Source organism: Rhizobium sp. P43, from assembly GCF_056730705.1.
This window is the reverse complement of record NZ_CM161539.1, coordinates 1,820,696-1,838,173: the sequence shown is the minus strand read 5'-3', so window position 1 is coordinate 1,838,173 and position 17,478 is coordinate 1,820,696. Positions and strand designations below refer to the sequence as shown.

19 protein-coding genes and 1 tRNA gene are annotated in these 17,478 nt (G+C 62.9%); 10 read left to right on the top strand and 10 right to left on the bottom strand.

Features of this window, described 5'->3' with window-relative positions:
* Positions 1–323: 323 nt before the first annotated feature.
* A complete protein-coding gene (locus AC1PUL_RS09160; protein WP_480467993.1) occupies positions 324–2,234 on the top strand; it encodes a methyl-accepting chemotaxis protein in 1,911 nt (636 codons plus the stop codon).
* 134 nt (positions 2,235–2,368) lie between these two features.
* A complete protein-coding gene (locus AC1PUL_RS09155) occupies positions 2,369–2,998 on the top strand; it encodes an NAD(P)H-binding protein (RefSeq protein ID WP_480467991.1) in 630 nt (209 codons plus the stop codon).
* A gap of 31 nt (positions 2,999–3,029) precedes the next feature.
* Here the strand turns inward: AC1PUL_RS09155 and AC1PUL_RS09150 are convergent, their stop codons facing one another.
* Positions 3,030–3,857 (bottom strand): DUF1206 domain-containing protein, encoded by an 828-nt coding sequence (locus AC1PUL_RS09150; protein WP_480467990.1) that lies wholly within the window; start codon positions 3,855–3,857, stop codon positions 3,030–3,032.
* Positions 3,858–3,988: 131 nt separating this feature from the next.
* Between AC1PUL_RS09150 and AC1PUL_RS09145 the strand changes: the two genes are divergently transcribed.
* The 3 genes from AC1PUL_RS09145 (at position 3,989) to AC1PUL_RS09135 (ending at position 5,138) form a co-directional block, all read left to right on the top strand.
* On the top strand, positions 3,989–4,168 hold the full coding sequence (locus AC1PUL_RS09145; protein WP_480467988.1) for a hypothetical protein: 180 nt from the start codon (positions 3,989–3,991) through the stop codon (positions 4,166–4,168).
* A gap of 101 nt (positions 4,169–4,269) precedes the next feature.
* Positions 4,270–4,602 carry an ArsR/SmtB family transcription factor gene (locus AC1PUL_RS09140; RefSeq protein WP_480467986.1) on the top strand — a complete coding sequence of 111 codons (333 nt, stop codon included), beginning with the start codon at positions 4,270–4,272 and terminating at the stop codon, positions 4,600–4,602.
* Positions 4,599–5,138 carry an SRPBCC family protein gene (locus tag AC1PUL_RS09135; protein WP_480467985.1) on the top strand — a complete coding sequence of 180 codons (540 nt, stop codon included), beginning with the start codon at positions 4,599–4,601 and terminating at the stop codon, positions 5,136–5,138. The genes AC1PUL_RS09140 and AC1PUL_RS09135 overlap by 4 nt, the downstream gene beginning before the upstream one ends.
* A gap of 93 nt (positions 5,139–5,231) precedes the next feature.
* Here the strand turns inward: AC1PUL_RS09135 and AC1PUL_RS09130 are convergent, their stop codons facing one another.
* The 7 genes from AC1PUL_RS09130 to AC1PUL_RS09100 form a co-directional block, all read right to left on the bottom strand.
* Positions 5,232–6,887 carry a PQQ-dependent sugar dehydrogenase gene (locus AC1PUL_RS09130; RefSeq protein WP_480467984.1) on the bottom strand — a complete coding sequence of 552 codons (1,656 nt, stop codon included), beginning with the start codon at positions 6,885–6,887 and terminating at the stop codon, positions 5,232–5,234.
* Positions 6,884–7,324 carry a DUF2231 domain-containing protein gene (locus AC1PUL_RS09125; RefSeq protein WP_480467983.1) on the bottom strand — a complete coding sequence of 147 codons (441 nt, stop codon included), beginning with the start codon at positions 7,322–7,324 and terminating at the stop codon, positions 6,884–6,886. Before AC1PUL_RS09125 ends, AC1PUL_RS09130 begins: the two co-directional genes overlap by 4 nt.
* Before the next feature lie 150 nt (positions 7,325–7,474).
* A complete protein-coding gene (locus AC1PUL_RS09120) occupies positions 7,475–8,053 on the bottom strand; it encodes a hypothetical protein (RefSeq protein ID WP_480467982.1) in 579 nt (192 codons plus the stop codon).
* A 74-nt stretch (positions 8,054–8,127) separates the two neighbouring features.
* The gene (locus AC1PUL_RS09115) at positions 8,128–9,900 is read right to left on the bottom strand and encodes a methyl-accepting chemotaxis protein (protein ID WP_480467980.1); all 1,773 of its coding nucleotides are present in this window, start codon (positions 9,898–9,900) and stop codon (positions 8,128–8,130) included.
* A 253-nt stretch (positions 9,901–10,153) separates the two neighbouring features.
* The gene (gene gpt, locus AC1PUL_RS09110) at positions 10,154–10,651 is read right to left on the bottom strand and encodes a xanthine phosphoribosyltransferase (protein ID WP_480467978.1); all 498 of its coding nucleotides are present in this window, start codon (positions 10,649–10,651) and stop codon (positions 10,154–10,156) included.
* Positions 10,652–10,873: 222 nt separating this feature from the next.
* Positions 10,874–11,716: a universal stress protein gene (locus AC1PUL_RS09105; protein ID WP_480467977.1), complete on the bottom strand. Its 843-nt coding sequence runs from the start codon at positions 11,714–11,716 to the stop codon at positions 10,874–10,876.
* A gap of 98 nt (positions 11,717–11,814) precedes the next feature.
* Complete coding sequence (locus AC1PUL_RS09100; RefSeq protein WP_480467976.1) at positions 11,815–12,600, bottom strand: competence/damage-inducible protein A; 786 nt, start codon at positions 12,598–12,600, stop codon at positions 11,815–11,817.
* A gap of 190 nt (positions 12,601–12,790) precedes the next feature.
* On the opposite strand from AC1PUL_RS09100, the gene wrbA reads away from it, so the two are divergent.
* The 3 genes from wrbA (at position 12,791) to AC1PUL_RS09085 (ending at position 13,982) form a co-directional block, all read left to right on the top strand.
* Positions 12,791–13,387: an NAD(P)H:quinone oxidoreductase type IV gene (wrbA, locus tag AC1PUL_RS09095; protein WP_480467974.1), complete on the top strand. Its 597-nt coding sequence runs from the start codon at positions 12,791–12,793 to the stop codon at positions 13,385–13,387.
* 164 nt (positions 13,388–13,551) lie between these two features.
* Positions 13,552–13,815, top strand: coding sequence for a PilZ domain-containing protein (locus AC1PUL_RS09090; RefSeq protein ID WP_298464759.1), 264 nt, complete (start codon positions 13,552–13,554; stop codon positions 13,813–13,815).
* Between the two features lie 81 nt (positions 13,816–13,896).
* Positions 13,897–13,982: transfer RNA gene (locus tag AC1PUL_RS09085), tRNA-Leu, on the top strand.
* 127 nt (positions 13,983–14,109) lie between these two features.
* Here AC1PUL_RS09085 and AC1PUL_RS09080 read toward each other — a convergent pair.
* Together AC1PUL_RS09080 and AC1PUL_RS09075 are read right to left on the bottom strand one after the other, a co-directional pair.
* A complete protein-coding gene (locus AC1PUL_RS09080; RefSeq protein WP_480467972.1) occupies positions 14,110–15,069 on the bottom strand; it encodes a DUF808 domain-containing protein in 960 nt (319 codons plus the stop codon).
* An 85-nt stretch (positions 15,070–15,154) separates the two neighbouring features.
* A complete protein-coding gene (locus AC1PUL_RS09075; protein WP_480467970.1) occupies positions 15,155–15,541 on the bottom strand; it encodes a hypothetical protein in 387 nt (128 codons plus the stop codon).
* Here AC1PUL_RS09075 and AC1PUL_RS09070 point away from each other — a divergent pair.
* Both AC1PUL_RS09070 and AC1PUL_RS09065 read left to right on the top strand, forming a co-directional pair.
* A complete protein-coding gene (locus AC1PUL_RS09070; protein WP_480467968.1) occupies positions 15,510–16,544 on the top strand; it encodes an ABC transporter substrate-binding protein in 1,035 nt (344 codons plus the stop codon). The genes AC1PUL_RS09075 and AC1PUL_RS09070 overlap by 32 nt on opposite strands.
* Before the next feature lie 144 nt (positions 16,545–16,688).
* Complete coding sequence (locus AC1PUL_RS09065; protein ID WP_480467967.1) at positions 16,689–17,477, top strand: ABC transporter ATP-binding protein; 789 nt, start codon at positions 16,689–16,691, stop codon at positions 17,475–17,477.
* The last annotated feature ends 1 nt before the right edge of the window (position 17,478 follow it).

The window sequence follows — 17,478 nt, the reverse complement described above, 5'->3', positions numbered from 1 at the left end:
TTCTTGATGGCGAGATTTCGTGCCGATTTGGGCCGTCATGCCCGTCTTGCCCGAGGTTTTGTGGGAGCTCCAGGACGCCACGACCCGGTGGCCGAAAAACCTGGGGATGAAATCCCGCGAAAGCCCACTGCTTGACACGGATTTGCGGATCCTTGCCGAGGAACCGGCCGCTCCGTTGATGTCCTCTCGGCATTTCTCCCGCAGTGCATCAACCAAATCGCAATATGTGCCTCGTAAAACAGTCCGAGAGTGTGGAATGAGCTCCATGCATGGCCGTATTGGGCCGCCTGCCAGGACGGCGGGTTGCACGGAGCGACACACCTATGACCATTGCCAATCTTTCCATTCTCAAGAAGGTGAGCCTCGTCGTCGTCCTGATGGGCGTTGCAGCGGCCGCCATTGCAGCCGTCGGCGCGAGCGGCCTGTCTTCGCTCGGCTCGGCCCTCAAAGACACCGGTGCACGCGAGGAGGTGGCCCGTGAGGCCATGGACCTGCGCATCGACATCATCGCGATATCGCGCATGACCTATCAGCTGGCCCTGGCGCCCGAAAAGGCTGCCGATTTCGCCGCTGAAACCGACAAACGCGCCGGCGAGATGCTGGCCCGCCTGCCGAAGATCTCAACCACCGCAAGCCCGGCCGAAGTGCAGATCCTCGACCGCACCAAGACCGCGCTCGACGCCTATTTCAACCAGATCCGCGCCATGGTCGCCGTGGCCGCCACACCGGCCGGTCAGGACCTCTCGGTGATGAAGGCCGAGCTCGACAAGGCGCTTGAGGCCCAGAAGGTCGTCACCGCCGTTGTCAAGGAATACTCCACCTCGTCTGCGGAAAGCCTGAAGGGTTCGCGTGACAGCGCGCTTGCCGCCTCCGGCTTCACCATGCTGGTCCAGATTGTCACCGCTGCCGTCTGCATCGTCGCCGGCGTTGCCATCAGCTTCCTGCTCGCCCGTCGCGGCATCGTCACTCCGATTCGCAGCCTGACGGCAATCATGTCCGAGATGGCCTCCGGCAAGCTCGGCAGCAGCATTCCCGGCACCGACCGCAAGGACGAAATCGGTGAAATGGCCCGCGCGCTCGAAGTCTTCCGCACCAATGAAGAGCAGATGCGCGCCATGGAGGCCCAAGAAGCGGCCCTTCATGCCCAGAGCAAGGATCTGCAGACCTCGATCAGCGGCATTGTTGCCGCTGCCGCTGCCGGTGACTTCTCCAAGCGCATTTCCAAGACCTATGATGACGCCGACCTGCAGCGCTTTGCCGGTTCGGTCAACGAACTCGTCGAAAATGTCGATCGTGGCGTGACCGAAGTCCGCCGCGTGATCGCCGCACTCGCCGATGCCGACCTGACGCATGAGATGCAGGGTCATTTCCAGGGCGCCTTTGCCGAACTGCAGGGCAACGTCAACCAGACGATGGCAGTCCTGCGCCAGACCATGCAGAACATTCTGGGAGCCGCCGGCACGATCACCGACAACTCCGGTGAGCTCTCTTCGGCAGCCAACCAGCTTGCCCGCCGCACCGAACAGCAGGCCGCAGCGCTTGAGGAAACAGCCGCTGCGCTGGAAGAAATCACCACGACGGTCAAGACGTCCACGCAGCGGGCCAAGGAAGCCTCGCACATGGTGGAGGAGACGAAGCAGAGTGCCGGCAAGTCTGGCGATATCGTCCGCAATGCGATCGACGCCATGGGCCGGATCGAACAGTCCTCAAGCAAGATCAGCCAGATCATCGGCGTCATCGACGAGATCGCCTTCCAGACCAACCTCTTGGCGCTGAACGCCGGCGTCGAAGCTGCGCGCGCCGGTGAAGCCGGCCGTGGTTTTGCGGTCGTCGCCCAGGAAGTGCGCGAACTAGCCCAGCGCTCGGCCAATGCGGCCAAGGAAATCAAGGCGCTGATCAATACGTCTGCTGAAGAGGTCAAGGGGGGTGTGTCGCTCGTGCTCTCCACCGGCGAGGCGCTGAAGGAGATCGAATCGCTCGTCAACCGCGTCAACGATCATGTCGTGACCATCGCTCGCGCCGCCGAAGAGCAGTCGGCAGCGCTGGGTGAAATCAACACATCGGTCAACCACATGGACCAGATGACCCAGCAGAATGCCGCGATGGTCGAGGAGACAACGGCTGCCAGCCAGGTTCTGGCCAGCGAATCGCGCCAGCTCCAGGGGCAGCTTGCCCGCTTCAAACTGGAAGGCGCGGCCTCCTCGGGTTCGGCCGGCTACCGGACGGCGGCATAAGCCTATTCGGCAATTCTCTTATCAACGAAATAACGAAGCGCTGCAGCCATGCGGCGCTTCTTTCATCTGTCCGATCGAAGGCGCAGTGTGCCGGACCGACACGTCGAAGGAATAGATTGAGGAGGCGCGACATCATGAACCTATTGCTGCTCGGCGCGACCGGACTGGTCGGTCGTCATGTGCTCGAGCTGGCACTCGCCGACCCGCGCATCGCGACAGTCACCGCCCCGACCCGTCGGCCGCTTCCACCCAGGAGAGGTCTCTCTGCGCCAATCATCGACTTCGACCGCTTGCCGGAGGATCCGTCGATCTGGACCGCCGATGCCGTGATCTGCGCTCTTGGCACCACGCTGAAGGTCGCCGGATCGCGGGAGCGTTTCCACCAGGTCGACCATGACTATCCCCTGGCGATTGCCCGCCTCGCTCAGGCAAACGGCGCTACGACCTTCGTTCTCAATTCCGCCATGGGCGCGGACGTCAAGTCGCTGTTTTTTTACAGCCGGGTCAAGGGCGAGATCGAGCGGGATATCGTCGCGCTGGGGTTTGAGCGCACCGTTCTGGTTCGCCCCGGATTGATTGATGGTCCCCGGACAGAGCCCCGCCCGATGGAGCAATTGGCGCGTAAAGTCTTGTCGGCGCTGAGGCCGCTCCTGCCGCCCTCGGCGCGGGCCAACAAGCCCGAGAGGATCGCAAGCGTCATGCTCGACGCTGCCTTGAACGCCGAGCCGGGTGTCACCATCGTCCCATCCAAGGCCATGCTTTAGCGAGAGAGACAGATCTCCGGACCCGTGAGGGTCAGTTCAGGCGACCGAGCGGAAGCCGGTGGGGGATATCGGCGACATCAGGTGCGCGAATGCGGCGGTAGCGCGCCTCGACGAAATTGTAGAGACCGAAAGCCGCCAGGCCGAGCGCGACCACCGCATAGATGATGCCACCGAACGGCAGGCCACGCACAAAGGCAAGCGCTTCGGCCGTGCCGCCGGCCTGGTCGGGATCAACGGTGAAGGCTGCATAGAGGAAGAAGACGCCGATGATGAAGAAAACCGCGCCGCGCGCCACGAGGCCGTAAATCGAGATCAACACCGCCGGCGAATTTTTCTCGGCATCCAGCGCCAGATAGCGGCCGAATTTGCGTCTGATGCCCTTCATGGCGGTGACCACGCCGCCGATGATGAAGCCGAGGCCGATCAATCCGGCAAGATAGCGCCCGAACGGCTGTGCCATGACCCAGGCGGCCAGGCCCTCTTTACCGCCGGAACTGCTGCCGCTCGACATCTGCAGTGCCATCAACAGACTTGAGAGCGCGAGGCCAGCATAGGTCACGGCGCTGCCGAAAAGCGCGATGCGGATGGCATAACCCTTCATGTCGTCGTCCTGCCCGTCAGCATTGGCAAGCGACTGCGCAAGCCGCCAGACGACGAAGCCGGCGAGCCCGAGCCCGATCAGGCCGATCCAGATCCGGCCAAAGGGTTGCTGCAGAAGCGCCGTTAGCGCGGAATTGGTGTCCGGCCTGCCGCCGGCAAAGCTTGAGAACAGGGCCAGCCCCGCAACCAGCAGAAAGACGATGCCGCGTGCGCCATAGCCTGCGCGTGCCATCAGGTGAAATTTCGACCGTGTGTTCATGAAAGCCTCTCCTCGTGTCAGGGCAAAACGGAGCGAGGCGGGCAGGGTTCCCTTCCGCTTGCGCCCGACCTTTGAGGACGCGGCACGGGAACCGCCGGCAGGACGGCGTGTTACCTGCCGAGGTAACCGACATGGGAGAGCAGCGCATGGCGGGGGAAGCGGGAGACGGCGAGCAGCGGACGCAAGCTGACACCGACTATGCGGGCCAGTCCGACAGCGGCGCCAAGCCCGGCTTTGCGCTGTCAGCCTGGTCGCTGGTCTTCGGTGCCGTCTTTCTGCTGCTGGTGCTGGGCGGGTTGCTGATGATCTGAGTGAAGGCGCGATCTGCTTATATTAAACCGTATGGTTGAAAATCGGCCTTGGAGGGGTAATATTCAACCACATGGTTTATATTTCACAAAATCCTCTGGACATGATCTTTCACGCGCTGGGCGACGAGACGCGACGCCGCATGCTGGCGGCGCTCGCCGAAGGCGAAAGGAGCGTCGGCGAACTGGCCGAGCCTTTCACCATGTCGCTCGCTGCCGCTTCTAAGCACATCAAGGTGCTTGAGGCGGCCGGGCTGATCCGACGCGAGGTCCGGGGGCGCACCCATCTCTGCCGACTGGATCCCGGGGCGCTTGGCTGCGCCCATCAGTGGCTGAGCACCTACGAGCACTTCTGGACCGGCCGGCTGGATGTCCTCGAACGGCTCCTCCGTGCGGAGGATGCCGCATTCCCCCAAAAGCAACAGGATGGAGAATGACGATGACACAACGACTGGACATCAATCCCTATGGCCGCGTCACCGAACCGGCGACGCTTGTGATCGAACGCTTGCTCCCCGGGCCCGCCTCGCGGATCTGGCGCTATCTGACCGATGGCGAAATGCGCCGGCAATGGCTGGCCTCCGGTGCCATGGAGGAGAGGGCAGGCGCCCCCTTCGAGCTCGTCTGGCGCAATGACGAACTCACCGATCCGCCTGGCCAAAGACCGGAGGGTTTCGGCGAGGAGATGCGGATGAAGAGCCGGGTGCTCGAGGTCCAGAAGGACAAGCGGCTCGTCTTCACCTGGGGCGAGAGTGGCGAGGTGTGCTTCGACCTGCGGCCGGAAGGCGACGGAGTGCTGCTCACCGTCACCCATCGCCGGATCTCCGATCGCGCCAATCTGCTGATGGTCGGGGCTGGCTGGCACCTGCATCTCGATATTCTGGTGGCGACGCTTGCTGGCACACGGGCCCAGCCCTTCTGGGACGGCTGGCTGAAACTCAAGGACGAGTACGGCCGCCGAATTCCGGCCTGAGTCAGGCCCGCGGGAAGGCAAACGAGAGGTTTGAGGGAAGGGCCCTCCGCCGATGGCGGGGGCCCTTTCTGTGACGGGAGCGCTGCCCGCGCCTCAAGGCTGCGTCGGCGCTGGCGGTGGGCTGGCATCCTGCACCCCGCCTTCGGGGCCCGTGGCCGGGACATCCGTCTGCGGCGGTGTTGGCGCGGCCAGCGTGCCGTCGCCCGCATTGGCCGGGGCATCCGGTGTCGGTGCGGTCGCGGGATCGTTGGCGGGGGCGATACCGGGATCGACGGGAGCCGGCGGCGGCGTGACGCCTGTTGCAGATGCACCACCTTCCACGGCCTGGCTGGTCGCGGCCAGCTCATCGGCAACCGGGGAGCCGGTCGGCATCTGGTCCGTGCCCAGCGGTTCGGCCAGTGCAGTGGCATCCTGGGCGGCAACCCGCCAGACGGTATTGCCCGCATCGTCGGCGATCAGCAACGCGCCGGTGCCGTCGAAGCCGAGGCCGACCGGGCGGCCATGCGCCTCTTCCGCTTCGGCGTCGAGGAAGCCGGTCACCACGTCGCGGGCCTCGCCGGCGGGCCTGCCATTTTCGAAGGGCACGTAGAGCACCTTGTAGCCGTTGAACTGGTCGCGGTTCCAGCTGCCGCGATTGCCGACAAAGGCCCCATTGGCATAGTCCTGCGGCATGGCCATGCCCATCGAGAAGGCAAGCCCTAGCGCCGCGACGTGGCTGGACAGGGCGTAGTCGGGCTTGATCGCCTGCTCCACCATATCCGGGCGGGGCGGATGCAGACGCGGATCGACATGGTCGCCGTAATAGCTCCAGGGCCAGCCATAGAAGCCGCGATCCTGAACGGAGGTCATGTAATCGGGCACGAGGTTCGGCCCGAGCTCGTCGCGTTCGTTGACGACGGTCCACAGCGCGCCGCTTTCCGGATTGAAGGCCAGACCATTCGGATTGCGCAGGCCTGACGCATAGACGCGCGAGGCGCCCGTTTCCCGGTCGATCTGCCAGATGGCGGCCCGGCCCTTTTCGGCTTCGAGACCCCGCTCGCCGGCATTCGAGTTGGAGCCGACGGACGCGTAGAGGAAACGGCCATCGGGGCTGAGCGCCAGATCCTTGGTCCAGTGGTGGTTGATGGGCCCGCCCGGCAGCGGGGTGAGCACCCTTGGCGGCGTGGTGATCTCGGTCTGGCCGAGCTGATAGTCATAGGCCAGCACGGCATCGGCGGCGGCGACATAGAGCGTGTCGTCGATGAAGGCGAGGCCGAAGGGCGAGTTGAGATCCTTGAGCAGGTCATGGCGCTCGTCGACCGTGCCGTCCCGGTCGGTATCGCGCAACAGCGTGATCAGATTGGTGGGCTTGCCGCCGCCGCCGCCCGACGCAATCGACATGATGAAGCCGCGGATCAAATCCTTCGGTCGCTCCACCGGTTTGCCCGGAGGCGCCTTGCTCTGCACGACGAGCACATCGCCATTCGGCAGGGTATGGACGGTGCGTGGATTGGCGAGATCCTTCGCATAGGCGGAGATGGTGAAGCCGTCGATGACCGTGGGCCTCTCGTTGTCGGCCCAGCCGACGACCTCTGCGACCTTCAGGTCCGGCAGGAGCGACTGGCTGGGTTCCGGCAAGACAGGATTCGGGCCGATCTGGCTGGAGATGTCGAAGGTCTCGGTCTCGTCGCTGCAGCCGGTGATCGCCAGCATCAGGACAGCGGTCGAGGCAAGGGCGGCGTGACGGAGGGTGAGGGGCGTGCAGGTCATGGGGTCCTCCAGGCGTCGGCGCTGCGTTGTTCGGCGGTGAGGTACACACAGGCGATCATGGCGATGACGGTGACAACGGAAGCCGTGAGCCCGTAAGGCACGATCGCGGTCCATCCGTCTCCGGCATGAATGAAGCTGTTGATGATGGCGAGAACGAGCACCGCCACATAGGCGATGACGGCGAGCCAACCGGGTCTGAGCGCCCGGGTGGCCGGCCTGGCGAGGTCAATGAGACCGGCAATCACCGATAATGCGCCGAAGATCAGGCCGAAAAACAGCAGCCAATCGGAGAAGTTGCTCCACATCAGATGCGAGGTTCGCCAGTAAAGGATGTCGGTGATCAGGGTCAGCGTGAAGCAGACGAAGGGGAAGGGCACGAAAAGCGCCGACGCCGGATAGGCATTGGATGCCGTGGGCGGGGATTGGAGGGTGACCATCTGTCGATCTCTCCCATTAGGGGTGGAACACAAGAGCCATACGGTCGAGCCGGGCTTTTGTTCCGCGCTGGCGGGAGGTCGAAGACAGCAAAAAGGCCGCCTCCCCGAGGGAACGCGACCTTTCTGCCTGGGAGGATCGGTATTGAAGGCTCAGAGGGCGTCCATGTTGACACCGATGGTGATGGCACCGATCGGCGCGCCGGTCTCGTCGCTGATCGTCACGGAAGCCTGCGACTGCAGGGCCTGGGTGGATTCGTCCTTTTCCACTTCATCGACGAAGATGGCATCCTTGCCGGCGCCGAAGCTCTTGCTGAACTTGTCCTCGTCACCCTGCCAGTAGTCGGAGGTCACGTCGCTCTGGCCGACATTGAGGCCCTTGTTGTCCATGACAAAGAGTTCGGCAAAGGCGCCTTCCGAGCTGGCCTGCTTCTCCTGCAGGAACTTGGAAAGATCATTGCCGAGCACCTCGTCGATCATCGGCTTCTCGGCGGATTCGACTTCGGCACGCCATTTCTGGTCGAGCGCATCGATGTCAGCCTGGGCCAGGCCTGCATTCTTCTCGTTCTGTGCCTTGATGGCGGCGATCACGACGGGATCGCTCAGCCAGGGCACAACCTTTTCCTGGACGAAGGCGGTGACGGGGGCGACATGCGCCTCTTCTGCGGATGCCAGACCGGCGGTCATGGTGAAGCTACTGACAACGATAATGCCTTTCAAAATGCTCTTCATCGAAATGTCTCCTCTCGTGTTGATGAAGTCGGGCCCCCAGAACTCCCCCGGGTCCCCTTGGGAGTGATGTCCTGTCAGGCCGCGCGGGCGGCTTGACCGCCAGAAGCGAGGCTGAAGCGGCCGGCGGCCTCCTGCAGCAGGCGGCTCTGGCTTAAGAGGTCGTGGCAGGCGGCCGAGGTCTCCTCGACCATGGCGGCATTGCGCTGGGTCGCCTGATCCATGTCGTTGATCGCGTGATTGATCTCCTTCAGACCCGAGGACTGTTCGCGATAGGAGGCGGCAATCGCCACGATGGTTTCCGCGATATTGCCGATCCGTTCCTCGATCTTCAGGAGGGCCTCGCCGGTTTCGTTGACCAGGCTCACGCCGCCGGCGACCTCGGCATTCGAGGTGGCGACAAGCTGCTTGATCTCCTTGGCGGCATTGGCCGAGCGCTGGGCAAGTTCGCGGACCTCCTGGGCGACGACTGCAAAACCCTTGCCGGCTTCCCCGGCACGCGCCGCTTCGACGCCGGCATTGAGGGCCAGAAGATTGGTCTGGAAGGCGATTTCATCGATCACCGAGATGATCTGGCCAATCTGTGACGAGGACGACTGGATGCGATCCATGGCGCCGATCGCACGACGGACCACTTCGGCGGATTCGCGTGCCTCCGCCTTGGCCTCATTGACCATCCGGCCGGCATGGTCCGCACCCTTGGAGGAAGTCTCCACGGTGCTCGCCACCTGATCCAAGGCCGCGGCGGTCTCCTCAAGCGAGGCGGCCTGCTGTTCGGTACGCTTGGCAAGCTGTTCGGCCTGGCCGGCAAGTTCTCCTGCTCCACCTTCGACAGCGAGCGACGCGCTCTTGATGGAGCTGATCGCCTCGGCGACGCTATCGACCATGCCGTTGAAGTCGACGCGCAGCTGCTCGAAATCGGGACCGAGATCCTGAAGGCGGGTGGCGAGCTGGCCGTTCGCCAGCAGTGCCAGCGCTTCGCCCACACGATCGATGATCCGCCGCTGCGTGTCGGCAGCTTGCTCGCTCATCGCCGCATTGCGGGCGCGCTCCTGTTCGAGCACGACCTGTTGTTGTTCTGCCCGATCGCGTTGGGCCTGGGTCTCGATGGCGTCGAGCCGGAATTGTTCCAGCGCGCGGGCGAGAAAGCCCACTTCGTCGCCCTTGTCCTGAAAGACGACGGGCGTCTGCATGTCGCCCTGCTGCAGCGCGCTGATGCGGGCGCTGATCGCGCCGAGCGGCTGGCCGACCAGCCGGCGCATGGCGATGAGGAAGGCGGTGACGGCGATAGCAATCACGGCCGCCTGGATGGCGAGCGAGATCAAGGCGTTCGTTCTGGCTGTTGCCAGTACCCGTTCAGCCGACCAAGTGGTGAAAACATAGCCCGGGATCTTCCCGCTCTTGTCGAGCGGCAGCGGCGTGACGAAGGAGACCAGACCGGCCCCGATATTGCTTGCGTCGACCACCTGCTTGTCCGGTGCAGCCTTCAAGGCTGCCGCGATCGCTTCGTCCGTCGCAAGGCCTTCGATGCCGTCGCGGCGCCAGGTGTCGATCACCTTCATCTCGGCATTGAGAGCGGAAAACTGCATGAGGTCGAGAGCGGCATTGTCGCGGTAGACTTTGTAGGTCTCGGCAACGGCGTCAGCCTTGCCCCATTTGACGCCGCCAGCGGCGAGATCGGCAAACTGGATGGAATCCTTGCCCCAGCCGGCTTCAGCCAGCGTCAGCATGGTGTCACGCTGGCTGATCCAGCTGTAACTCGACAGGCCGGCAATGCCCACGAGGTTGATGCCCACGATCAGCATGGCCAATTTCGTGGTGAGGGAGAAGGATTTGAGCAAACGCAACATGTGGCAGGCGACCTCCCATCGCAGCAGGCAAAGCAACGGCAAGGGTCTCCGGCTTGGGAGCCTTCCGCGACATCAGGTGATTCCCTCCGTCAGCGGCTATTTTTAATACTCGAAAATTAAGGCATGCTAAAGTTATCATATGAAAATGAGCTGATATGCGCATTTTTGTTTCATGTTGGGGCCGCGAGGCCCATGAAACGCAAAAAACCCGCCTCCGGGAGGCGGGTCGCTCAGCGGGCGGCGATGGCGCCAATCAGCCCTTGGAGCCCTTGGCGATCGGCTCCTGATAGGTGAAGCCCATGTCCCAGGGGAAATAGATCCAGGTGTCCTGGCTGACTTCGGTGACGAAGGTGTCGATGGTCGGCACGCCTTTCGGCTTGGCATAGACACAGGCGAAATGCGCCTTGGGCATCATCTCGCGCACTTCGAGCGCCGTCTTGCCGGTATCGGTCAGGTCGTCGACGACAAGCACGCCTTCGCCGCCATTGACCGTCAAGTCGGCAGAGATGCCCTTGAGCAGGTTCATTTCGCCCTGATTGACGTAGTCATGATAGGAGGCGATGCAGACCGTCTCGATCAGGCGGATGTTGAGCTCGCGCGAGATGATCGCGGCCGGCACGAGGCCGCCTCGTGTGATGCAGACGATGGCGCGGAACTCCTGGCCGAGGCCGGCGAGGCGCCACGCGAGCGCGCGGGCGTCACGGTGGAACTGATCCCAGGAAACGGGGAAGGCTTTATCGGGAAGGGACATGCGAAGGGCTCCGCTGGCTGGATGGTGACGTCCGCGCCGGGATGCGGCGCCAGGGACCGGAACCTCGTGGCAGGCCGCCATGATGCGGCCCCCAAACGCGTTTCGCGCGGCAGATACCGCGCGAAACTTGTCCCCCGAAGGGTTCCAGTCTTTGGCCGTTGCTATTAGCGGGAATCCGAAGCCTCTGGCAAGGCCTCCTCTTCCCGGCCGGGCAAGGGCGGATCAGCGCGATAGAAGCGTCAGCGCCGTCATCGAATCGAGCAATGTGCGGGTGACGCCGCCAAACAGCATTTCCCACCAGCGCTTGTTGCCATAGGCGCCCATCACCAGAAGATCGATGGAGCTATCCGACAGGCGGTTCTCGATCGCCATCGCCGGATCAAGCCCGCTCTTTTCGGAGGCGGTGAGCGTGACCTTGATCCCATGGCGGGCAAGCGCGGCCGCGATTTCCGCGCCGGCCATGGCGCCGGTCTGAAGTGCCGTATCCGCCGCATCGACGGTGAAGATCTCGACCGTCTCGGCAGCCTTGAGGAAGGGCAGGGCGTCGAAGGTCGCACGCGCCGCCTCGCGCGATCCGTTCCAGGCGATGAGCACCCGGCGGATCGGCTTCGGTTCCTTCAGGATATGCGGGATGAGCAGCACCGGCCGTCCGCTTTCGAACAGGAAGCTCTCAAGCTCCGATCGGCTGTCCGACAGAAGGCCGCTTTCGCCCTGGGCGGCGATGACCAGATCGGCGCTGCGGGCGCTGTCGATCAGGGCGGCAGAGTTGAAGCCTGACGAGGTGATGAAGCTGCGCCATTCATGCGACAGGCCTTCACGCTCCCCGATCTCGCGGAACATCGTCTCGACGGTCTCGGTCTCCTGATGCGCCATATCCTGCAGGGCCTGCACGGTCGCTGGATCCGGGATCTCCATCGGCGCGACCAGCGGCACCATGGCAACGGCTTCGGCATGCGCGCCGATCACATGCGCCTGAAACTGGTTTGCAAGAGCGACGGCGAAATCCGTGACCTGTCGCGTGCTTTGGGGTGTGTCCAATATGGCAAGAAGTGTGCGGTAACCCATGGTCGTCTCCTCTTGCGGCCCTTATTCGTTGTCCGCGTGAGATAACCATGGTGCCCGAAAGCGGGTTCCGCCTTGACCTCAGTCAAGTGGTAAGGACTTCAGGCGACTTCGCCGGTGCCGAGATCGCGTTTGGCGGCGGCATCCTTCTCATTCCGGATGGACTCGATCATCGCCTCGACATCGGCCGCGGCCGCATCGATCACCGCCTGATCGCGGGCCCGGACGATGAGCTCCGTCGAGAAGCGCCGGCCGTCGAAATGCGGATAGGAGCCGATGGACGTCTCCGGATGCGCCTTCTGGATCGCACCGAGCGCCGTGCCGATATCGCCTTCGCCGAAGGGGCAGGCGATGGAACGGGAGAGAACTCGCTGGCCGGCCGGCAGGGTTTCGATCACATGCGCCATCATTGCCTGGAAGACCTGCGGCACGCCGGCCATCACATGCACATTGCCGATGATGAAGCCGGGGGCGGTCGAGACGGGGTTCGGGATATGCCGGCTGCCCTCAGGCATGCGCGCCATGCGCTGGCGCGCCTCGGTGAATTCGAGACCGCGGCCGGCATACATGTCACCCAGCAGCTTCATCGCATCAGGATCATGCAGGCAGGGCACGCCGAAGGCCTTCGACACGGAGTCCGCCGTGATGTCGTCATGGGTCGGCCCGATGCCGCCCGACGTGAAGACATAGGTGTATTTGGAGCGGAGCGCATTCAGCGCCTCGACGATCGCATCCTCCTCGTCGGCGACGATACGCACCTCTTTCAGATCGATGCCGGCAACCGTCAGCAGATCGGCGAGATGGCCGATATTCTTGTCCTTGGTGCGGCCGGACAGGAGTTCGTCGCCGATGGCAAGCATGGCGGCGGTCTGTATCGTCGAGGTCATGATTCAAGTCCTATGGGAATGGGGCAGGCGGGGACCGAGAGGTTACCGTTTTATGTCCGTGAAGAGAAGTAAAGCCACTCATTGATTGAACACTGCGTTCCCGACCGCATGACTGGTCGCAATCCGCGAATACGCTACATGTCGCACATCCACAGCGCGGCGGGGCCGCATGTTCAAAGGGAGATACGACATGGCGAAGGTACTGGTTCTCTATTACTCGGCTTATGGTCACATCGAAACCATGGCTTATGCCGTTGCCGAAGGTGCAAAGTCGGCTGGCGCAGACGTCACCGTCAAGCGCGTTCCGGAACTCGTGCCGGAAGATGTCGCCAAGGCTTCCTATTACAAGGTCGACCAGAAGGCCGAGATCGCCGATCCGAACGAGCTCGACCAGTATGACGCCATCATCGTTGGCGCCGGTACCCGTTTCGGCACGGTCGCCTCGCAGATGCGCAACTTCTGGGACCAGACCGGTGGCCTCTGGGCCCAGGGCAAGCTGGTTGGCAAGATCGGCTCGATGTTCACCTCGACTGCGACCCAGCATGGCGGCCAGGAATCGACGATCCTCGGCTTCGTCCCGACCTTCCTGCATCACGGCATGGTCTATGCCGGTCTGCCCTATGCCTTCCAGGGCCAGATGGGTGTCGAGCAGGTCAAGGGCGGCTCGCCCTATGGCGCCTCCACCATCACCGACGGCGACGGCTCGCGCCAGCCTTCGGAAATCGAACTGGAGGCCGCCAAGTTCCAGGGCGCCCATGTTGCAAAGCTGGCTGCCAAGCTCGCCTGATCAACGGCAATCCGATGCAGGAAAGGGCGGGGCTTCGGCTCCGCCTTTTTTATTGCGCGCTCCGGCGCAGCGCGGGTGATCGTTCAAATGCCAGCGATTTTTGTAAAGGTCTCTTCGGCCTTGTGATGCATGATGTGGTTATAATGAATAACCGGATGCATGCCATGACCCAGCCAGAACGCCGTCGCCAGCCGCGCTTGCGGGCCCTGAAGGCCGGCCGCGCCATTCTCCCGGGCGGCCACTCGACCTTTGACTGCATGATTCGCAACCTGTCGCCCATCGGCGCCAAGGTGACCTTCGAATCGACCGCTGACATTCCCCGTCAGTTTCGCCTGCGCCTTGAGGACGGCACGACCCGTGACTGTGCGGTCAAATGGCGCAATCCCCGCGAGATCGGGGTTGAATTCGTGGATGCGCTCGCCAGCTGAGTGATCGATGACACGCAGGGTGGGGCAAGACGCGCAGCCCGCCCTTGACGCGTCCGCCGAACTGATCGAAACAGAGCCCGCGCGGACGTGGCGAAACTGGTAGACGCAAGAGACTTAAAATCTCTCGGCCTTAGGTCATGCGGGTTCGATCCCCGCCGTCCGCACCAGGAATCCGTTCGCAAGCCGCAATCCCGACCAGGACTCTCGGCCGAAAATGGTCTCAGTTCCGGCCCCCGCGATTAGTCATTGTTCTGACGATATCAGGCGAGAGCCAGGTTTCGCGCCGCGTGGCCGTCAAGCTTTTGCGCGCAGGCGGCGGATCAGAGGGGCGGCAATCTGGACGACAAGGATTGTCGCGGCACCGGCGAGGATGCCGAGCACGGCCTGTGCTGCGGATGTTGCGAACCAATGCAAGACGCCCGACAGCGAACTGGAGGCGGCCGCGACACGGGTTGCCAGGGCCTCGATCAGGTGTTCGGGGCCGTGCAGGCCGAACTCGGCGATCCCGTGGACCAGAATGCTGCCTCCGACCCAGAGCATGGCCGCGGTTCCGATCATAGCCAGGATCTTGAGCAGATAAGGAACGCCAACCACGAGACCACGACCGATCGGTTTCAGGATGCCGTGCGAAGATCCGGCCAGTGCCAAGCCGGCATCATCCGCCTTCACGATCAAGGCGACGACACCATAGACCAGGATGGTGATGAGGATGCCGACGGAAGCGAGGACCGCAGCCTGCATATAGATGTTGGATAAGGCGACGGTGGCAAGCGTCAGGGCCATGATCTCCGCCGACAGGATGAAGTCGGTTCGGATCGCGCCGGACACTTTCTCATCCTCCATAGCAACCGGGTCGAGCGTGCCCAAAACGGCCGCCTCATGGTCATGGGCGCCATGGGGCATCACCACCTCATAGAGCTTTTCCGCCCCTTCATAGCAAAGATAAAGACCACCCAGCATGAGCAACGGCGTGATGGACCAGGGCGCGAAATAGCCGAGAAACAGGGCTGCGGGGAGCAGGAACAGGAGCTTGTTGCGCAGCGATCCAAGCGCGATCTTGCCGATGATGGGCAGTTCCCGCGCAGGCGACAGGCCGACCACATAGGTCGGTGTGACGGCCGCATCATCGATCACCACGCCGGCAGCCTTCGTTCCTGCTTTGGCGGTTTGCGCGGCGACATCATCCAGTGACGTGGCCGCGAGCTTGGCGATGGCTGCAACGTCGTCGAGGAGTGCAAGAAGTCCGGTGGCCATAAGTTTCCCAATCTGTTCGGTCGTTCGTAGTATCGATGTCTGTCCAGTCTTGCCAAGAGGCGGCGCGGCCCAATCCGTGGGCCCATCATCTCCAAACGTCATGGCTGGCATCGCTCTGTGGCAGCGCTGCATAGGCCTCGACCACATATCCTTCCGCGCCATGAATATCCAGGGAAAGGCTTGAAGCCGCAGCCAGTGACCCGGTTCTACAGATCCGTTTAACGCCCAGGCATCCCGGGCGTTCCTGCTTCCGGCGGCGAGAGGACAGGAGACGGTGTTTGTCCTGATTTGGATCCATGGCGCTCCGCTGCAGATCAGATCGGGATGCGCCAAATTTGTGCAGATCTTTTTTTGACGAAAGTTTGAGCATTTTCCGCTTTGCGGCTCCCCAGTTTCCTGCTTTGATGCGCTGCATCAAAAAACAAGGGGAGCAAAAATCGATGATCTCAAGACGTCTCTTTTCCGCCGCCATGGTTGCAGCCGGCCTGCTGGCCGGCGTCACGCTGCCGGTGAGCCAGGCGCATGCCGAAACCGCCATCAAGTTCACCCTTGACTGGAAGTTCGAGGGCCCTGCGGCCGGCTTCCTGTTGGCGCTGGACAAGGGGTACTTCAAGGCCGAAGGCCTGGATGTGACGATCGACAGCGGCAACGGGTCTGTCGAGGCGATCCCGCGCGTGGCGACCGGCGCCTATCAGATGGGCTTTGGCGACATCAATTCGGTCATCAAGTTCCTGGATGAGGATCCGAGCCAGAAGATCAAGGCCGTGATGATGGTCTATGACAAGCCGGTCTTCTCTGTCGTCGGCCGAAAGTCGCTCGGCGTGACGGAAGATCCGAAGTCGCTGGAAGGCAAGAAGCTCGGCGCGCCGCCGCCGGATGGCGCCTTTGCCCAGTGGCCGGCCTTCAAGCAGGTTGCCGGCATCGACGACAGCAAGATCACCATCGAAAGCATCGGTTTCCCCGTGCGCGAGCCGATGCTCGCCAAGGGTGATGTCGATGCCGTCTTCGGCTTTGCCTTCTCGGTCATCCTGAACCTGAAGGCACAGGGCATTCCGGCGGACGATATCGCCACCATCCTGATGGCCGATCACGGCCTGAACCTTTATGGCAACAGCGTTCTCGTCAATTCCGACTTTGCCGCCGAGAACCCCGAGGCCGTCAAGGGCTTCCTGAAGGCGCTGGCCAAGGGCTTTGCCGATGCGGTCGCCAATCCGGAAGAGGGTGTCGCTGCCGTCCTGAAGCGCAACGAGACGCTCAATCCCGAGATCGAGAAGGAACGTCTTGAGATGGCGACTGCCATGAACATCAAGACGCCCTATGTCGTCGAAAACGGCATGGGCACCGTCGACATGGCGCGGCTCTCCGCCTCGATCGAGACGCTGAAGGTGTCGATGGGCCTGAAGGGCAATGTCAAGGCCGAGCAGGTCTTCGATGCCAGCTACCTGCCGGCCAAGGAAGCGCGGATGCTGCCTTGATGGTAACACCCTCCCCTTGAGGGGGAGGGTCGAACCGCAGGTTCGGGGTGGGGTGACCCTTACGCAAGATCTCCCCACCCGCTGCTTCGCAGCGATCTCCCCCTCAAGGGGAGGTTGGGCAATCCCCTTTTGACCGGAGCCCCCATGTCCCATCTCGTTTCCATCGACAATGTCGACATGCGCTATGGCGGCGCGGACGGAACGCTCGCCGTATCAGGCCTCACCATGCGCGTCGACAAGGGTGAATTCGCCGCCGTGGTCGGACCGTCCGGTTGCGGCAAGTCGACCCTGATGAAGCTCGTGACCGGGCTGCATATCCCGCAATCCGGCGTCGTCGTCGTCGCAGGCCAGCAGGTGACCAAGCCGGTGTCGATCGTCGGCATGGCGTTTCAGAATCCGACCATGCTGCCCTGGCGCACGACGCTCGAAAACATTCTTCTGCCGCTCGAAATCGTCGAGAAGCATCGGCATCGCCTGCGGGCGAACAAGAAGGAGTATGTCGAAAAAGCCGAGAAACTGCTGGAGATCGTCGGCCTGAAGGGTGTCGGCTCGAAATTCCCATGGCAATTGTCCGGCGGCATGCAGCAGCGTGCCAATCTCTGCCGGGCGCTGATCCACGAGCCGGAACTCCTGATGCTCGATGAGCCCTTCGGCGCGCTCGATGCATTCACCCGCGAAGAGCTCTGGTGCGTCATCCGCGATCTGCATGCAGCGCAAGGCGTCACCATCGTGCTCGTCACCCACGATCTGCGCGAGGCGGTCTTCCTCGCCGACCGGATTTTCGTGATGAGTGCCAGGCCGGGCAAGGTGGTCAAGGAGCACACCGTGCCGTTTGCGCGGCCGCGCGATCTGGAACTGATGTACGAGACCGAATTCAACGACATGGTGCATGTGCTGCACGGCGAGATCGCAAAGGCGAGGGTGGCGGCATGAC